Here is an 18,029-nt window from a genome sequence, read left to right on the forward strand (position 1 = left end):
TTTATAGATTCTTTACATAAATTTATAAAAACAAGAAATATTACTATAAAATACCACCCTATTTAAAAAAATGAAAAAGTTTTTCAAAAAAACCTTGTTTTGTCTTCTTTTTTGGCACCACTATAACTTCTTGCTTATTTAACCTCGTCACCAAATTAAACCCTGACTGGCAAATATCTTTTGTAGTTTCTTCTAAAAAATTTATATCTTTTGAAAAATCAATTTGATTCGTGTATTGATTATCTAGTATCTTAGAACCGTCACCCATTAACACTATATTAAACTCACTCGTTGTAAACAGATTTGACTTTATAGATTTAGTAGATAATTCTAAAATTTCTTCAGTTCTAGAAAAAATTATTTTTTGTAGCATCTCAAATGAAAAATTATTAGTTAAAGTTATATTATTTTGATTAAAATTTAATTTTAGATCTTCTGATTTTTTTAAATCAATTGCTAATATTTTAGAAATATCTTTCGTAATATTATTTCCACCAATTGATAAACCTTCCCATGAAAGAATCTTATCATTAAAATAAGAAGTTATTGACGTTTTATTAAATCCAACGTCAATGAATGATGTATACCCAGTTAAATTAAGATTATCTTTATAGTTAATTGACTTTGCATAACTTGAGCAAATTATTTGATCAACTGAAATATTAGATTTTGAAAAAATATTTTTAAAATAAAGGACTAAGTTACTTGGTAAACATATAAAAAATACATCTAAAGATATAAAATTACATTTAATTTCATCAGGTAAATAAGAATAATCAACACCATCAATTTTATAATTGTTAATAATAATATGAGCAATATCATGATTTGGATAATATTTCAAAATTTGCTGCTTTGCTTCTTGAGCTAAAAACTTAATACTTGTCTCTTTTAGTGAAGATCCATTAAGTTTTCGGGATACTGATATGCCGATAGATAGTATTTTTGGACTATCTAACATTAAATTTATACTATCAATGTACTCATTTGTATCTTTCTCTAGAGATCCAATAATTTTTTTAATTTCTTTTTCTAAATTTGAATCATCTTCAAAAAATTTACTTTCATAATAAAAAGATCCTTCTTTATCATCTCCATTAAATACGCCAGCTCTTATTTTAGATGAACCACAATCAAAATATATTTTGAGATTTTTATTATTCACTATTTTATAATTAAATAATTATTTATACGTAAATCAATAAGATTTATATTTTTCATATTTTTGCTATTTATAACTTTATAGGCAAGATTAAGTGAATCAGAAATATTATTCTGGGGTAACTTAATTAAAATATCATTATCAGTTAAAATATCCCACCTTCCAGATGGGAAAAAATATAATGTTTTTAAATTTAAGAAAGAAAATATAGATTTTTCAATATTTTGTTTAAATGACAAAAAATCCTGAGTATTAAATTCACCAAAAATATATGGGATTAATTCATTGCTATTTTTATCTTCAATTAATTTACCATTAGCACCTACTAAATATTTACCATTATTAGAAACTCGAGCAATAAATTGAGTTGGTTTAATTTCAATGTTAAGTGTTGATGGGTAAATTTTTTTTATACTAAACTCTTGTATAATAGTGTGTTTTTCTAAAATCTTTCTTAATTCATCTTTGTTAATGACAAATATACTTTTGTATAAAAATTTATTAAGATTATTTAAGATTTCTAAATTTTTTCTCTCTGAAAGACCGGTGATATTAATTTTACTTATTGATGAAGAGAGTGTGTTCTGATCGTTTATAAGCTTTGCGTTAGTTGTGCTTAACATGAACAAAAATAATAAATAAATTATTATCCTATTTTTTTTACCTGTTGATTGATGCATCTTTTAGAATCCATTCAATTAATTTTATAAAGCTTATACTTTTATGTTTTGCTATCTCAGGAACTAATGAAAGTTTAGTCATTCCAGGTTGAGTATTTATCTCTAGTAAATAAAACTTTCCGTTAAAAAATTTAAAGTCCGATCTCGTAACACCTTTACAGCCTATAATTTTATGAGCTTCTCTTGCTATGCTAGTAATTTTAGCTAGATTATTTTTGCTCAAATCTACAGGAATTATATGCTTGGTCTTAGCTTTAGAATTGTATTTTGCTTCATAATCATAAAACTTTCTTTTAGGTTCAAGTTCAATTGCTCCAAGCGCTTTATTATCCATTATTGCAACTTGGATTTCTCTGCCTGCTATAAATTCCTCAATTAATATTTCATTATAACCTCTTAAAGCATTTAGATTTTTTATTATATTGGTCTTTTCACAAATATACACATGAACGCTTGATCCTTCATTTATAGGTTTTGCTACTACAGGGAATTTTAATTTTTTTTCAATTAATTTTATAATATTAAGTTTATTTTTTTTATGATTAAATTTAATATATTTTGGAGTAAGTATTTTTTTTTTTATGAAAATTTTTTTTGAAATTTCCTTATCCATTGCTATTGATGATGCAATTATACCTGAATGCGTATATGGAATTTTTTTAGTCTCTAAAATCGCTTGAATACATCCATCTTCACCAAATTGTCCATGTAATGCATTAAAAATAATATCTGGTTTAAATGAAGTAATATTCTTTGATAAATTTTCATCAGGTTCACTAATTAAAACCTTATACCCATTTTTGATTAATTCTTTGGCTACTTGTTTTCCGGTATCTAAGCTAATTAGTCGTTCTTTGGATATACCACCAGATAATATTAAGATTTTTTTTTTCATTCTATTTTAAAATTTTAATTTCTTTTTCCAATACTATTCCAGTTTTTTTTTCCACACTTATCTTAACAAATTCAATCAATTTATTCATATCTTCAAAACTAGCATTATTTTTATTTACAAAAAAATTACAGTGTTTATTTGAGATGTGTGCATCTCCAAAGCTGGTATCAAGTGCTACAGATTCTTTGATCAATTCCCAAACCTTTTTATTAGTTTGATTAATTGGATTTTTGAATGTGCTGCCACTTGTTTTTAATCTTGTTGGTTGTGCATTATCTTTCTTTTCCTTTAATTCTAAGACTTCTTTTTCGATTTCTTCTTTATTTTTTTTTGATCCTTTAAACGATGCACTTAAAAAAATTAAGTCTTCTTTTAAATCATTACTTCGGTATTTGAATATAACTTTACTCGCTGGTATTGTTAAAACCTGTCCATTTTTATCAATTGCTTGGATTGATACTAGCACATCTTTAAACTCTTTATTAAAACATCCAGCATTCATCTTTAGCCCCCCACCTATAGTACCTGGTATGCATGCTAAAAATTCAAATCCACCTATTCCATTATTCAGTGCAAAATCAGAAAGCTTTTTATCGAGGCAGGCACTGCCTGCTATTATGACATCATTTGGTAATATGGAGATATTGGAAAAATTTTTTCCTAACTTGATAACAACACCATCAAATTTTTCATCACTTATAAGAGTATTCGAGCCCGCACCTAAAATATGTACTTTTTCTTTTTCTCCAAATTTTTTTAAAAATAAAATTAAGTCAGGCAAACTATCCGGTCTAAAGTAAACTTTGGCTTGTCCTCCAATATTAAACCAATTGCTCTTTTTTAAATCATAATCAAAGTGAATTTTACTACTAATATCATCTGAAAATTTTCTTATTTCTTCAATGCTCATTAGATCAATTTTGGTAATTGTCTCATCCATGTTGAAATTGTACCTGCACCCATACCAACAACTATCTTTTTACCAAAAATAGTATTTTTAACAAATTTTGCTAATTGATACTGATCCTCAACCATAAACAGTTTTACTTTTGAATTTTTAATAATATCTTTTGCAAAATTATTATATTTAAAACCTAATTTCATTTTTTCTCCAGCTGTATATATAGGGCATAATATTACAACATCAGCTTTTTTAAATGATAAGCTAAATTCTTTTTTAAGATCTTTTAGTCGAGAAATTCTATGTGGTTGAAATATACAAATTACTTCTTCCTTCTTATAAGCAGCTCTCACACCATTTAAGACTTCTCTAATTTCAGTTGGATGATGGGCATAATCATCATAAAAATTAGTTTCTCTATGTGTAAAAATTTTATTAAATCGTCTTTGAACACCCTTAAATTCTTTCAATCCTTTTTTGATAATATTTTGTGGTATTCCAATTGTTAATGCTACAGCTACTGCTGCCGTAGAGTTTCTAATATTGTGAGTGCCTAATAATGGTAATTTAATTTTTCTTATAATTAAATTCTTTTTTCCTGGCAAATTTATAGCAAGATCATATTGAGAATATTCTTTTTCTTGTTTTATGTTTTTAATACAGAAATTTGATTTAAGGTCAATTCCATATGTATAATAATTTTTCATTTTTAATTTGCTTAATAAATCTTTATTATTTTTATCATCTATACAAATAAAAGACTTCCCAAACAAAGGGACTTTATTGATAAATTTAATAAATAATTCTTTAAGATCTTTCATTGAATTATAAAAATCCATATGCTCACGATCAATATTTGTTACTATAGAATAAGTTGGTGGCACGTGTATGAAGCTACCATCTGACTCATCAGCTTCTAATATACACCAATCACTTTTACCTAGTTTTGCAGAATTTTTTATTGCATTAAGGACACCACCATTAATAATTGTTGGGTCTAATTTTGTCTTTGAAAATATTGAGGCTAATAGAGACGTGGTTGTTGTTTTTCCATGTGAACCTGTAACAACTATGTTTTTTGTTAAAGAGACTATATTTGCCAACATCTCACCTCTTTTATAAATAGGTAATTGTTTTAGTCTGGCTTCAATTAATTCAGGGTTATTATTTTTAATAGCCGATGAAATGACAACAATTGTTGCTTTTGCTATATTTTTTTTAGTATGGCTAATTGTTATTTTGATCTTATCTTTTTTTAATCTTTCAATAGTCTTGTTTGCAAGGACGTCGCTACCCTGAACATTAAACCCCATTCTTTTCATAATGAGTGCAAGGCCACTCATTCCAATACCACCTATACCAACAAAATGTATAATTTCAGTTTTAGCTAATTCAATTTTCATTAATAACAGATATAATTTTCAGATTTATATTATTCCATGTGTTTTCATAGTTAAAATCTTTCATGTTCTTTTTTTTAGCAAGATATTCTTCCTTATTATCAATAATATTAATTAGTTTATCGAGTAATATTTTCTCATTTATTTCTTTTTGATTTAACAACCAATTAAGGCCAAGTTTATTATAAAAATAAGCATTTTCAAATTGATGGTTATCTTTTGCGGTTGGCAAAGGTATTGCCAAATATGGAGTCTCGGTAAAATTTAACTCAGCTAATGTTGATGCGCCTGCTCTAGTAATGCATAAATCTGTTTTTTGCATAAAATTTATAACATCATCATTAAAATTGAATAATTCACAATTAATATTATTATTTTCATAAGTTTTTTTAAAACTTTGAAAGTTAATAGATCTAGTTTGTTGATAAATTGTAAGTTTATATTTTTTAGATAATTTAATAATTGTATTTTTAACTAAATCATCAAATATTTTAGCTCCTTGACTGCCACCTATTATAAGTAAATTAATTGTATCTAAAGAATTATTATTATTCTTTTTATCATAAAAAATTTTTCTTAATAATGCTGGAATTACTTTAATTTTATTTTTAAATTTAATAGGAAATTTTTTGACATTATTAGAATAACAAAATATTTTTTGACAGTAACTTATAAAGAATTTGTTTGATCTACCTAGGACCATATTTGGCTCAAATAACAACAGCTTAATATTTAAAATTTTAGCACCTAGGCATAGAGGTAGTGACATATATCCACCTGTCGAAATTAATATATTAATTTTATTTTTTCTTAAGAAAAAAATAGACTTGAAAATCAAAAATATCATAAAAACAAAATCAAATGGTATTATTAGTAAATTTTTTGAAATTGGCCTCACATTAAATATCTTTAAATTATATTCATCTTTGTTTAAAAATTTGACACCCCTAAAGTCAGATGTCATAGAAACCTCAAAATTAACCTCTAGATGTTTATATATTATGGTTGCAGGTATGACGTGACCTCCTGATCCACCAGTGCTAATTAGTATTTTTTTATTCATCTAATCAATTTTTCTTTTTGTTAAATTTAAAATTATTCCAGATAATATAGAAACTCCTATAATTGAAGAACCCCCATAACTTAAAAATGGTAATGTCATTCCTGTTGTGGGAAATAGTCTTATATTTACCCCAAGATGTATTAATGCTTGAAAAATTATTAGGCTTATTGCTCCAGTTAGCACTAGTTTAATTTTTTCACTTTTTTCTAAATAAATTTTTTTAAAAACAAAGTAAATAAAAAACAAAAATAAAATTAATAACAATATTATTGCAATAACACCAAATTCCTCAGAGATAACTGAAACTATATAATCAGTATGAGCCTCTGGAACTCTTGTTTTTAAGGTACCTTCTCCTATTCCTTTACCAAAAAAACCACCACTACTAATTGCTTCGATAGCCTTATCAGATTGAAAATTATGCGTTCCTCCATCAGGGTTAAAGAAAGAAAGAATACGACTTTTAATATAAATAAATTTTGGGATGAAAAAAACCACATATAACAGAGTTATAATAGAAAAACTTATAAATAATAAAATGAATAGTAGATTTATGCCAGATATGAAAACTAATATTGCCCAAGATAAGAACACTAAAAGTGTTTGACCGATGTCAGGCTGCATTATTAATAGTAAGCCAGTTGGGATAATGGCAATAATAGTCAATAAATACTTTATATAAATATTATAATTTTTTTCACTACATAAAATTGTTGCTACAAAAATAATTATAAATGGTTTTAGTAATTCAATTGGTTGAAATCTAGGAAGAAAAAAAAGATTTAGCCATCTTTTTGATCCTTTAACTTCAGTACCAAAAAATGGAACTAAAAATAAAAAAAATAAAGTAATAAAAAAAAGATAAATAGAAATTCTAAAAAGATTCTTTTCACTTAGAGAAGAGAAAAACACTAAAGTTAACAATCCAATAAAAATATAAGCTAAATGTTTGAAAAAGAAAAAATAATTATTTGTATCTAATTTATCTGAAGCAATTAATGAAGTTGAAACTAAAGAAAAAAATAAACCCAGACTAAATAAAAATATTATCAATAAAAAAATTGTTTTATCTATATTTTTCCACCAGTTATAATATATTGAATTGAGTGAACTAATATTTATCATTTTATATAACTTTTTATAAGTTTATTAAAATATTTACCTCTTTCTTCAAAATTTTTAAAACTATCAAATGATGCAGAGGCTGGACTAAAAAGAATTGTTTTGTTAATAAAATTATTTTCATTTTTAATATCTAAAAAAATCTTAGCAATTAAAGCTTTTAAATTTAAAAATGATTGAAACTCCATCTTATTTTTTAATTGATTAATAAAAAATTTTTGATTTTTACCGAAAATATATAACTTGATCTTTTTACAATCATCTTTTTTGAGTAAAAATTTATCTCCTTTTTTAGGTAAACCACCTATTATCCAATAAATATTTTTTAATGATTTCAATAATTTTTCTGATGAAGAAAAGCTTGTTGCTTTAGAATCGTTAATAACTTTTAAAAATTTAGAATTATGAATTATTTCTTGTCTAAAACTTAATCCTTTAAAATTTTTTAATGTTTTTAATAACAGATTATTTTTTAAATTTAATAGCTTTGAAACCTTCAGTACAAATGTCAAATTTTCTTTATTACCATCTGTATCAAAATAATAATTATTCATTTTTTTAATAAACTCATCGCTTGTAAATTTTTCTATTTTCAGAATTGATGGTGCAAACTTTTTTTGCTTTAATTCTCTTCTAATGTAAAAATTTTTTGTATTTAAAATTGCAATATCATTTTTAGATTGATTCTTTATTAATTTAAATTTAGCACTTATATATTTATTTATAGTCTTGTGTCTTTCAAGGTGATCTGGTGAAATATTTAAGATCATAGATATATTTGTCTTAAATAACTTACTGTATTCTAGTTGATAAGATGAAGCCTCAATTACAAATAGAGTGTCTTTTTTGATCTTTTTTTCCAATAAAATTGGATTACCTATATTGCCAACTAAACGAACATCTTTTTTTTGGTCTTTTAATATATCGTACAAAAGCTTAGCAGTAGTTGATTTTCCGTTTGTACCAGTAATAGTTATTTTTTGATTAAAAACATATCGACTATAAAAAATGTCTAAATCTGTATAAATTTTTTTATGATTTTTTTTTAAAAATCTACTTAATTTGCAATTATTAATATCTATTCCTGGACTAATTATAATACAGTCAAATTCCTTTTTAATTATTTCTTTGTATGTTGTGTGGGTATCTTTAATTTTTTTTTTAGCAATTATTCGATCATCATATAAACTAATAACATTACTTTTTTTTAAAAAACTATAAGTGGATAGACCACTTTTACCCAGACCATAAATCAATATTCTTTTTTTAAAAAAGTTTTTTTCTAGATTTAACATTATCTAAGTTTTAATGTCGCTAATCCAATCATTGCCAATATTATTGATATAATCCAAAATCTAATTACGACTGTTGATTCTGCCCAACCTTTTTTTTCAAAATGATGGTGTATAGGTGCCATTCTAAAAATTCTTTTACCTGTTAATTTGAATGAAAATACTTGAATTATAACTGACACAGCTTCTAGTACAAATAACCCACCTGTTATTGCTAAAACAATCTCATGTTTAGTAATAATACCAATTGCCCCTAAAGATCCACCTAATGCTAATGAGCCAGTGTCACCCATAAATATTTTAGCAGGTGGTGCATTAAACCATAAAAATCCTAAACAAGCTCCTATGATTGATCCACAAAAAACTGAAACTTCCCCCATACCTTCAAGATAGGGAATATTTAAATATTCTGAAAATACAATATTACCAGTTACATAGCTAATAAATGCAAAACATGCTGCCACTAATATCACCGGCACTGTTGCTAAGCCATCTAAACCATCTGTTAAATTAACTGCATTGGAGGACCCAACAATTATAAAAATAGAAAATGGAATAAAAAACCACCCAAGATTAATAATCAAATTTTTAAAAAAAGGAAAATATAAGTTTGTAAGTTCAGTATTTTGAGATAATTGAGTTAAACCAAAAATTCCAACAATGGCTATTAAAATTTGAGAAATAATCTTAAATTTAAATGAAACACCAGATGAATTTTTAAACTTAATTTTTTTATAATCATCATATGCACCTAATAGCCCAAACCCTGAAACAATAAATAACAAAAACCATATATGATAATTTGATAGATCACCCCAGAGTAATATTCCTGAAAATAGTCCAAGTAAAATTAAAACACCCCCCATTGTTGGCGTTCCAATTTTCTTAACTATATGTTCAGTAGGGCCATCATCTCTTATTGGATTTAAAATTTTTCTTGCTGAAAAAAATTTAATAAAAGGAGTGCCTATTAATAAAACCACAAACATTGACGTAAATATTGCGAGTCCTGTTCTAAATGTTAAATACTTAAATACATTTAGAAAATTATATTGATCAATTAATTGAGTAATAAGACTATAAAGCATTAAACTTACCAGTTTTTAATTTGTTAACTAGATTGATGAGTCCAGTAGAGTTTGAACCCTTAATCATTAAATAATCATTATTATTTAAATCATTTTTAATCAAATCAATTATTTTAGACTTATCTTTCAAAATGACCCCTCTACGGTGCTTATCAAGGTTTTTATAAGTATGTAAAATATGCTTGCCTACTATATTAATATTTTTAAGAGAAGTTTTATTAATTTCTTTCCCAATCTCTAAGTGTAGCTTCTTTGAAAAATTTCCTAACTCCAACATATCACCCAGTATTAATTTTTTTTTAGAGTTATCAATTTTTAATTCATCAAAATTTTTTATAGCAGACTTTAATGATAACGGATTAGAGTTATAACTTTCATCTACAATATAAATACTCTTTTTATTTAATTTAACTTTTGTTATATCTCCACGACCTTTCGTTATCTCGTAATCAAAAAATATATTTTTATCTAATTTTTGTATATCTTTAAAAATTGACATAATTGCAATTGCAGCTAATAAGTTTTTTAAATAATTTTCAAAAATTGATCTTACGTAAAAGTAAGTTTGTTTTTTATTAATATTTACAAATATCTGGTATTTAGATTTTTCTCTAACTATTTTTTTTAAAAAAATATCTGCTGATTTATTTTCTAAACTAAATGTAAGAATATTTATGTTTTTTTTCTTAGCAATTTTTTTATGTAAATTATAAAATTTGTCATCTTGGTTTAAAACAAGAAATCCATTTGTTTTTATATTATCAATAATTTCTGACTTTGCTAAAGCTACTTGATGGATATTTTTAAAATTCTTAATATGTGCATAGGAAATATTTGTAATAACACCAACATCAGGTTTGATAATTTTTGATAGATAATCAATCTCACCCTTTTTATCCATACCAATTTCAAAAATACCAAATTCATTATTTTTTCTTAGATTAAATAAACTTAATGGTACTCCAAATTTATTATTAAAAGATTTTGGTGAATAAGTTACACTATTAATCTTACTTAAAGTTTTTCCTAACAATTCTTTGAGGGAGGTTTTTCCACAACTGCCTGTTATAGATATAATTTTACTAGGTAAATTTTCTCTTAGTTTTGATGAGGCCTCTGTTAAAAGTTGCAACGTATCATCTATTATAATTTTTTTTTTAGATTTTTTTTGATTGTTAGCTATTACTAATGATGCACCATTTTGGAAAGCTTCTTTGATATATAAATTTCCATCTTTATTATTTCCTTTTATTGCAAAAAATATGTCATTTTTATTTATTGTTTTTGAATTAATTGATGCATTGTTTGTTTTTATCTTTGGATTAATTTGAGGAGAGTTGCTAATCTCTTTTAAAATATTTATTTTAAGATTAGTTGAAAGAATTTCATTTTTTAATTTAATATTTTTTAGTATTTCTAATCTGTCAGAAAATTTATTTACAAAGTTTCCATAATCTTGTGTCTGTTCATGACCTTTGCCTGCAATAACTAAAATATCGCCAGTATTTAAATCAAATATAGCCTTATGAATAGCTTTAGACCTGTTTGAAATCTCAAAAAATTTTGATTTATCAATGGTTTTTTTAATAACTAATCTTATCTTTTCTGGATTTTCATCTCTTGGATTATCGTCTGTTAAATAAACTCTGTCACAGTATTGATTAGCTATTTTTCCCATCATGGGTCTCTTGTCTTTATCTCTATTACCACCACATCCAAATACAATGAAAATTCTTTTATTTTCAAATTGTTCTTTCAAATTAGACAAGCAAGTATTTAGTGCGTCGGGTGTATGAGCATAATCTAAAATAACTTTTGATTTATTTTTTAAAGTTCCAATTTTTTCAAACCTACCACTTACTGATTTTACCCTTGAAGTTAATTTCACTATTTTATCAAATTTTAAATTACTTTTTTTAGCAGCAAGCATTGCCATAAATAAGTTTTTTAATTGAATTTTACCAATTAAGTCTGTTTGTAATTCATAATATTTTTGATTGTGTGTAATTTTAATTATTTGTTTATCATCCTTAAATTGATGTGAATAAATATCTATTCCATTATTAACTTTTGATAAAGCCTGAAGATTAAATCTATTATTTAGCGATATTTTTTTTAAATTTTTATATTCTGGAATCTTACTATCAGTAATGATGCTTCCTCTAGGTTTTAATAACTTCTCAAATAGATATAATTTTGATTTAAGATAATCATTAAATGTTTTGTGATAATCTAAATGATCATGAGATAAATTTGTAAAAATTGCAGTATTAAATTTTAAGCCATCAAGTCTATTTTGCTTAAGTCCATGACTAGAAGCTTCCATTATAACATTGTCAATTTTTTGTTTTTTTAAATTATATAATATTTTGCTTAATCCAATTGGATCTAGTGTGGTATTAGAAACTTTCTTTAAATTATTTTTTGTCCTAATTCCTAATGTTCCAATAGAAGCTACTTTTTTATTACTTAAGTTGAGTAGCTGAAAATAAAAATCTGCAATTGATGATTTTCCATTTGTTCCTGTTACAGCAATTAAATTTTTAGGTTTATCTTTTTTTATCTTATACGATAATTCTGATAATAATTTTCTAGTATTTTTTGATCTTAAAAATAATACTTTATTTTTTATGCCCTCAAATTTTTGTTCTGAAATAATGATTGTTGCACCTTTTTTAATTGCATGATCAATGAACTTACTCCCATCTGATTTTGTTCCTTTAATTGCAAAAAAAATATAATTTTTTTTACAATCTGCACTATTAAAACTAAGGCCAGCAAACTGATAATTTCTAAATTCTTTTTTAATATTTTTAAGAAAGTTACCAATCAACATATAAGTATTAATTTTCTATATGTTTTGTGGCCAAAATAGGCCCAATTTTTTCTATGATTTTTCCAGCTACTTCTACGGATGTCCACCCTGCGGTATTAAATGGGGTTCCTTTATATGAACCTTTTTTATTTTTATATTCATATACATAATCTGATGATGTTTTTGGCTCATCTAGTAAAACTATCAGCACATATTTAGGGTTAGAGGCGGGAAAAATGCCCGCAAATGTATTTACTTTTGCTTTTCTTGTATAGCCTCCAGCTATAGATTTTTCAGCTGTTCCAGTTTTTCCGGCAACTTCGTAACCTTCAATGTTTGCAAGTCCCGCTGTACCTTCTTTGGTAGTTACGATTTTTCTAAGTATCTGGTTTATTTTCTCTGAAATACCAGCTTTGATTATTCTTTTTTTTTGCTGATTATTTTTTAACTCACTTTTTATTAAGCTGGGCTCAACAGCAAAACCACCGTTTGATATTATTGCATAAGCTTTTGCCAACTGTAGTGGAGTTGTAGTTATTCCATGTCCAAATGAGACAGTCGCAAGTTTACATTTTCCCCACTTAAATGGAATAGGCTCTCCAACCTCCTCTATGTCAAAATTTATTTTACTTAAGATTCCAATTTTTTCTAAAAAGGCTTTTAATTTAATAATTTCTAATTTTTGTCCAATTCTTACAGACCCTATGTTTCCAGACCTAATTAAGATTTGCTCTACAGTAAGATCAGATGGTATTTTGTTGTCATATTCGGATATGCTACTTTTTCCACATTGTAGTTTTTTTTCTAAATTCAAAAATTCTGTGTCAGTATTAATTAAACCTTCTTCTAATCCAGCTACTACTGTAAAAGTTTTAAATACTGAGCCTAACTCATACACTCCTTTTGTTGCTCTATTAATAAAGTTGAGATCCACTATCTTCTCTCTTTTATTAAGATCAAAATCTGGATATGAAACCATAGATATAATTTCTCCATTATTAACATTCATCAAAATTGCAGTACTACCTTTGCTTCTAAATATAGATTGAAACTTTACCAATTCTTCTCTAATTAAAAATTGTATGTCAGTGTCTACTGTTAATTTAAGTGGTTCGTTTGTTTGTTTTAATTTTTCATTAAAAGATTTTTCAAGTCCTGATATACCTTTATTATCATCATCTATTTGACCAATAATATGACTAAAGAGATTTTTTTGAGGATAAATTCTAGTTAATTTTTCTTCTGATTTAATTGATTTATCTCCAAGTAACATAATTTTTTCATAATTTTTAGAAGATATTTTTTTTTCGAAATAAAAGAATTTATTTTTTTCAAGCTTCTTAATAATCTCTGCATAATTTTTATCTGGGAATATTAACTGTAAATTAATTAAGAGTTTTTTTTTATCAATTACCTCAATAGGGTTAATACCAATATCTATCGACTTAACTGTTTTGACTAAATAATTTCCATTTCTATCAAGTATGTCTGCTCTATGGTTTTTATTTACAGTTAAGAATTTTTTGTTATCTTCTGCTTTTAATGAACCTAAATGAAGCAATTGTATTGAATAAATTACTGAAATCATTAAAAAAACAAAAAAAATAAAGGCTATTCTATTAAATTGTATATCTAAATTTGTTTTACTTTTTTTATATAAAAATTCATTTTCATATTCTTCTAGAATAATATTTTTTTTATTATTCATTGCCACTCTTGCTTATTAAGTCGTTTATTTCTAAATTTTTATTATTTTCAGTGATTTCTTTAATATTCATAATTTCAATTTTAATTAAATCTTTTTCAAAATATTGTGTTTGATACTGAACTAATTTTTCAGGAGAACTCAAATAATTAAACTCAAGCAGTACGTCTCCGAGTTCTGATTTTAAAGGTCTTATTTTTTCATTAATTGCAAAAATCTGATCTTCTATTTCTTTTGTAGAATTTTTAACAAGTGATGTAATCAGTATTAATAGGAAAATAACAACTAACACCAATTGTTTCATAGTTTTTTTGACAAATTCTCAATGTCAATTAAATGTTTAAATTTATCTAAGATATCTGTTTCAAAATCAAAAAAGTCTTCTTTTTTAATTACATAACGTAACTTGGCTGACCTAGATGGTGGATTTTCTCTAATTTCTCTATCGCTTGGTACTATTGGTTTTTTTATAACAGATTTAAATAAATTTATTTTTTCTTCTGTTTTTGGCATATGTCTTGAGACACTTTTATTTTCAGATAAACTTTTAAAAAAATATTTAACAATTTTATCTTCTAGTGAATGAAACGTTACAACTACAATAATACCATCTTTTTTAACAACTTTAGCTGCATTAATTAATCCATAAATTAATTCACTAATTTCTTTATTTACAAATATTCTCAATGCTTGGAAAATTTTAGTTGCACTATGTGTCTTGTAATTTCGTTTTCTTTTTGAAGAATCTATAATTCTAACTAGCTCTTCTGTTGTGATTTCTCTTTTGGATCTATCTTCAACAATATTGTGTGCTATTCTTTTGCTGTCTACTTCGTCACCAAAATATTTAAATATTTTTGTAAGCTCTTTTTCACCTAATTGATTAATTGCTTCTTTTGCTGAAAAATCATTTATACCCATTTTCATATTAAGTTCACCTATGGTATCGAATGAAAGCCCTTTTTTTGGATCTTTAATCTGATTTAATGAGTACCCTAAATCAAAAATTATAGCTTTGATATTTTCATCTTTTAACTTTAAATTATTTAATTGACTAAATTTAATGTTTTTAAATAAAAGTCTATCTTCAAATCTATTTTGAAGTTCTTGAGCTTTTTTAGAACTTTCGGAATCTCTATCTAGTGCAATTACTTTTGTGTCTGGAAAGTTTAATATTTTTTTTGTGTATCCACCTTGACCGAACGTGCAGTCAATAAATGTGCCACCATATTGAGGGTTAATAATACTAATTATTTCACTTAGCAATACCGGATAATGATTTCTCAAATCTGGTATTATGGTGGCTATCATTTATTTTTTTGAAGACCATTAATTCTTTTGTCTTCTTAAAAATGCTGGAATTTCTAGATCATCATCCTCTGAAGTATTTTCTGAAGTTTCAGGAGATAATAAGCCTTCCGTTTCTGAAGCTGGACTATCCGAACTAAATAGATCTGGAGCGTCTTCACCTTCTACACCAAAGTTTTCAAGTCCATTAGAAACATGCTCTTCTTCTATTTGGCTGCTTTCTTCAGATTGTCCATTTGTAAATGCTTCCTCTGAAAAAGATTTTTCATAATCATTTGATTGATTATTTTCAACAATACTTTCAACTTCTTGATTGGCAACAGTTTGTTCGTTCATCATTTCTGATGATGCAGTGTTTGTAGCTGTTTCTGCAATTATTTCATTTTCTAACTTTAATGCATTTGCTCCATGTGAAATAGGGCTGGTCATTGTAGGTGAAAAGTTAAACGATTGGGCAGAACTTGCGCTGTTAAAGTCTGAATAACCAGGATTTCTATTTTGTATTCTGTGAACCATATTGATTACAGATTTACTTTCTGGTTGCTGCCCATCTAATGCTGTTGCAACAATTGATACTCTGATTTTTCCATCAAGGTCTCCAGATGTAATGGCACCAATAATTACTTCAGCTTCTGGATCTACTTCAGCTCTTATCTTATTCACAACTTCATCAACTTCAAAAAGTTTAAGATCCTTACCACCAGTAATATTTACTAGTAATCCTTTTGCACCTTTTAAAGTATAATCATCAATCAACGGGTTGCTAATTGCAATGTCAGCTGCTTTAGCTGCTCTACCTTCTCCTTCGGCTTCACCAGTTCCCATCATTGCTTTACCCATTGAAGCCATTACAGTTTCAACATCAGCAAAATCTAAATTAACTATACCTGGTCTAACCATTAGATCAGTTACACTTTGTACACCTTGCATTAAAACATTATTTGAAAGATTAAAAGATTCTTCAAATGTAGTTTGTTCATTCGCAACCTTAAATAGATTTTGATTTGGAATTACAATAATTGTATCCACATGTTTTCTTAGTTCTTCTAGGCCTAGCTGAGCTCTTCTCATTCTTGATGGCCCTTCATATAAAAAAGGAAGTGTTACAACACCTACTGTTAAAATATTCAATTCTTTAGCAGCTCTTGCAATAACGTGTGCAGCACCTGTTCCAGTTCCACCACCCATACCAGCGGTTATAAAAACCATGTTTGCACCCTGAAGTGTATTTACAATTTCATTTAAAGATTCATCTGCGGCTGCTTGACCAATATCATGCTTCGCTCCAGCACCTAAACCTTTTGTTAAACTTAGACCAATTTGAATTCTTGCTTTAGCTTTGCTTAACTTTAAATCTTGAGCATCAGTATTTACTGCTATGAACTCTACTCCTTGAAGTCCATTATCAATCATTTCATTAAGTGCATTTCCACCTGCTCCGCCAACTCCAACTACTAATAGTCTTGGTTGTAATTCTTTTATTTCTGGTGATTTAAAGTTAATTGTCATTTTTATTTCCCCTCATTGTTATTAAAATGTTTTTCCCATTTAAGACTTTCACGATTTAGATTTGCTTTTTTTCTTGCGTTGATCTTAAATTTTTCAAATGCTGCTGTTTCCCATATTTGGAATGTTTGACCCTGACCAACAAACAGCATGCTATTTTTTATTTTTGCATGTTTTAATAATTTTGTTGATAATGAAATTCTACCTTCACTATCAAATTGTAAATTCATACTCTCAGATAAAATTGATGTTGCAAAATAATCTCTTTTTTCTTCAAATGGACTTAGTGAATCTATGCTTGCAGAAAGTTTTTCAATTCTATCTTGTGAACAAGCTTCTATAGATTGATTATTAAATGAGGGATAACAGATAACACCGTTGTATCCTAAGTTAGAAAGATGAGACCTAAAACTAGCAGGCACAGATACCCTTCCTTTTTTGTCTATTTTGTTCTCGTAAGTAGATAAAAACATATTTTTTATATTTCATAAATTCCATATTTGGGAATATATGGGACAATATGGGTTTTTAAGTATAGTGTCAATATGTTCGTTTTAAGCCTATTTGTTAATAATTGTGGATAACTTTTATGTATCCACATTAAATCTAAAATCAATTTTTAGTTTTAACTCAATGCAATTCTAGGATTAAAAATAAGAACAGAAATGATTCAATTATGAATCAAAAGGTGAACATTCATACATTTTGTAAACACCTCTTGTGGATAAGTTTGCTAGACAAACTATAAGCCGGGTTCTGTCATTTAAACCTATCATTTCTCTAGGCTTAAGATCACTCTTAAGCTCAAGCAACTAACCCTGATGACTAGCCAAAGACGGCTTTTAGTTTTACAACAATGTCATCTCTACTTAGTCTTGCTCCCAGTGGGGTTTTCCAGCGTTCATTGTTACCAATAGAACCGGTGCGCTCTTACCACACCTTTTCACCCTTGCCATGTTATGGCGGTATATTTTCTGTGGCACTATCCCTAGGGTTTCCCCCGCCAGGTATTATCTGGCACTGTGTCTTTGCGGAGCCCGGACTTTCCTCTTTAAAAAATATTAAAGCGATAAGTCGTTTATCTAGCAAATC

At 26.5% G+C, this 18,029-nt stretch carries 15 protein-coding genes and 1 other RNA gene; all 16 read right to left on the reverse strand.

Annotated features, from left to right (window positions below):
* Positions 1-58 precede the first annotated feature (58 nt).
* The 16 genes from ABXT39_RS05390 to rnpB all read right to left on the reverse strand — a co-directional run bounded on the left by ABXT39_RS05390 (position 59) and on the right by rnpB (position 18,023).
* On the reverse strand, positions 59-1,165 hold the full coding sequence (locus tag ABXT39_RS05390) for a cell division protein FtsA (protein ID WP_415294727.1): 1,107 nt from the start codon (positions 1,163-1,165) through the stop codon (positions 59-61).
* Entirely contained in the window at positions 1,165-1,842 is a 678-nt protein-coding gene (locus ABXT39_RS05395; RefSeq protein WP_415294728.1) for a cell division protein FtsQ/DivIB, read from the reverse strand. Before ABXT39_RS05395 ends, ABXT39_RS05390 begins: the two co-directional genes overlap by 1 nt.
* The gene (locus ABXT39_RS05400; protein WP_415294729.1) at positions 1,823-2,737 is read right to left on the reverse strand and encodes a D-alanine--D-alanine ligase; all 915 of its coding nucleotides are present in this window, start codon (positions 2,735-2,737) and stop codon (positions 1,823-1,825) included. Before ABXT39_RS05400 ends, ABXT39_RS05395 begins: the two co-directional genes overlap by 20 nt.
* Position 2,738: 1 nt before the next feature.
* Positions 2,739-3,647, reverse strand: a complete 909-nt coding sequence (gene murB, locus ABXT39_RS05405; RefSeq protein WP_415294730.1) for a UDP-N-acetylmuramate dehydrogenase — start codon at positions 3,645-3,647, stop codon at positions 2,739-2,741.
* On the reverse strand, positions 3,647-5,041 hold the full coding sequence (gene murC / locus ABXT39_RS05410) for a UDP-N-acetylmuramate--L-alanine ligase (RefSeq protein WP_415294731.1): 1,395 nt from the start codon (positions 5,039-5,041) through the stop codon (positions 3,647-3,649). Before murC ends, murB begins: the two co-directional genes overlap by 1 nt.
* Positions 5,031-6,101 (reverse strand): UDP-N-acetylglucosamine--N-acetylmuramyl-(pentapeptide) pyrophosphoryl-undecaprenol N-acetylglucosamine transferase, encoded by a 1,071-nt coding sequence (locus ABXT39_RS05415; RefSeq protein WP_415294732.1) that lies wholly within the window; start codon positions 6,099-6,101, stop codon positions 5,031-5,033. The genes murC and ABXT39_RS05415 overlap by 11 nt, the downstream gene beginning before the upstream one ends.
* Complete coding sequence (locus tag ABXT39_RS05420) at positions 6,102-7,226, reverse strand: FtsW/RodA/SpoVE family cell cycle protein (RefSeq protein WP_415294733.1); 1,125 nt, start codon at positions 7,224-7,226, stop codon at positions 6,102-6,104. It abuts the gene before it with no gap.
* Entirely contained in the window at positions 7,223-8,518 is a 1,296-nt protein-coding gene (gene murD / locus ABXT39_RS05425) for a UDP-N-acetylmuramoyl-L-alanine--D-glutamate ligase (protein WP_415294734.1), read from the reverse strand. The genes ABXT39_RS05420 and murD overlap by 4 nt, the downstream gene beginning before the upstream one ends.
* A complete protein-coding gene (mraY, locus tag ABXT39_RS05430; protein WP_415294735.1) occupies positions 8,518-9,603 on the reverse strand; it encodes a phospho-N-acetylmuramoyl-pentapeptide-transferase in 1,086 nt (361 codons plus the stop codon). The genes murD and mraY overlap by 1 nt, the downstream gene beginning before the upstream one ends.
* Positions 9,593-12,439 (reverse strand): bifunctional UDP-N-acetylmuramoyl-L-alanyl-D-glutamate--2,6-diaminopimelate ligase MurE/UDP-N-acetylmuramoyl-tripeptide--D-alanyl-D-alanine ligase MurF, encoded by a 2,847-nt coding sequence (gene murF / locus ABXT39_RS05435; protein ID WP_415294736.1) that lies wholly within the window; start codon positions 12,437-12,439, stop codon positions 9,593-9,595. Before murF ends, mraY begins: the two co-directional genes overlap by 11 nt.
* 7 nt (positions 12,440-12,446) lie before the next feature.
* Positions 12,447-14,132, reverse strand: a complete 1,686-nt coding sequence (locus ABXT39_RS05440) for a peptidoglycan D,D-transpeptidase FtsI family protein (protein ID WP_415294737.1) — start codon at positions 14,130-14,132, stop codon at positions 12,447-12,449.
* On the reverse strand, positions 14,119-14,427 hold the full coding sequence (locus ABXT39_RS05445) for a cell division protein FtsL (protein WP_415294738.1): 309 nt from the start codon (positions 14,425-14,427) through the stop codon (positions 14,119-14,121). The genes ABXT39_RS05440 and ABXT39_RS05445 overlap by 14 nt, the downstream gene beginning before the upstream one ends.
* Positions 14,424-15,434 (reverse strand): 16S rRNA (cytosine(1402)-N(4))-methyltransferase RsmH, encoded by a 1,011-nt coding sequence (rsmH, locus tag ABXT39_RS05450; protein WP_415294739.1) that lies wholly within the window; start codon positions 15,432-15,434, stop codon positions 14,424-14,426. Before rsmH ends, ABXT39_RS05445 begins: the two co-directional genes overlap by 4 nt.
* Before the next feature lie 18 nt (positions 15,435-15,452).
* Positions 15,453-16,940 carry a cell division protein FtsZ gene (ftsZ, locus tag ABXT39_RS05455; RefSeq protein WP_415294740.1) on the reverse strand — a complete coding sequence of 496 codons (1,488 nt, stop codon included), beginning with the start codon at positions 16,938-16,940 and terminating at the stop codon, positions 15,453-15,455.
* Between the two features lie 2 nt (positions 16,941-16,942).
* Positions 16,943-17,410 (reverse strand): division/cell wall cluster transcriptional repressor MraZ, encoded by a 468-nt coding sequence (gene mraZ / locus ABXT39_RS05460; protein ID WP_415294741.1) that lies wholly within the window; start codon positions 17,408-17,410, stop codon positions 16,943-16,945.
* 256 nt (positions 17,411-17,666) lie between these two features.
* Positions 17,667-18,023, reverse strand: an RNA gene (gene rnpB, locus ABXT39_RS05465) — RNase P RNA component class A.
* Positions 18,024-18,029 lie beyond the last annotated feature (6 nt).

Origin of the sequence: Candidatus Pelagibacter sp. Uisw_113 (genome assembly GCF_047717815.1) — a bacterium.
Taxonomy (GTDB): domain Bacteria; phylum Pseudomonadota; class Alphaproteobacteria; order Pelagibacterales; family Pelagibacteraceae; genus Pelagibacter.